The organism is Psychrobacter sp. W2-37-MNA-CIBAN-0211 (assembly GCF_040309405.1).
Lineage (GTDB): Bacteria > Pseudomonadota > Gammaproteobacteria > Pseudomonadales > Moraxellaceae > Psychrobacter > Psychrobacter glaciei.
The window spans coordinates 1-272 of sequence record NZ_JBEOOU010000204.1 but is presented as its reverse complement, the minus strand read 5'-3'; the positions used below and the strand labels follow the sequence as shown (position 1 = coordinate 272).

Below are 272 nucleotides of genomic sequence, written 5' to 3'. Positions count from 1 at the left end.
ACTAATAACAGTTTCTACAAAACCGCTTCCTTGCGAGCACGCTAGTCCTTCGGATAGCGGCCCGGCATAAACAAAGTCCCCATTTTTATCAATAATTACAGCAGCAGGGGTTGCTGGAATGGCTTGCTTAAGTTGTTGTGTAAGTTGCAACTCTTGCACGGCAAGTCCTTTACTTTTTGCAAATGCTTGCAACGTCGTAATGTGCGCTTGTGCTTGCTTAGTACAACCGCAATTTTGCTCTGTAATAATAACAAGCGATGCCACGGTATTAC

General features: G+C 44.1%; 1 protein-coding gene. It reads right to left on the bottom strand.

The features are described 5' to 3' along the window. A partial coding sequence (locus tag AAEY72_RS14915; RefSeq protein WP_352311331.1) for a DUF6436 domain-containing protein occupies positions 1–272 on the bottom strand: 272 nt, incomplete at both ends.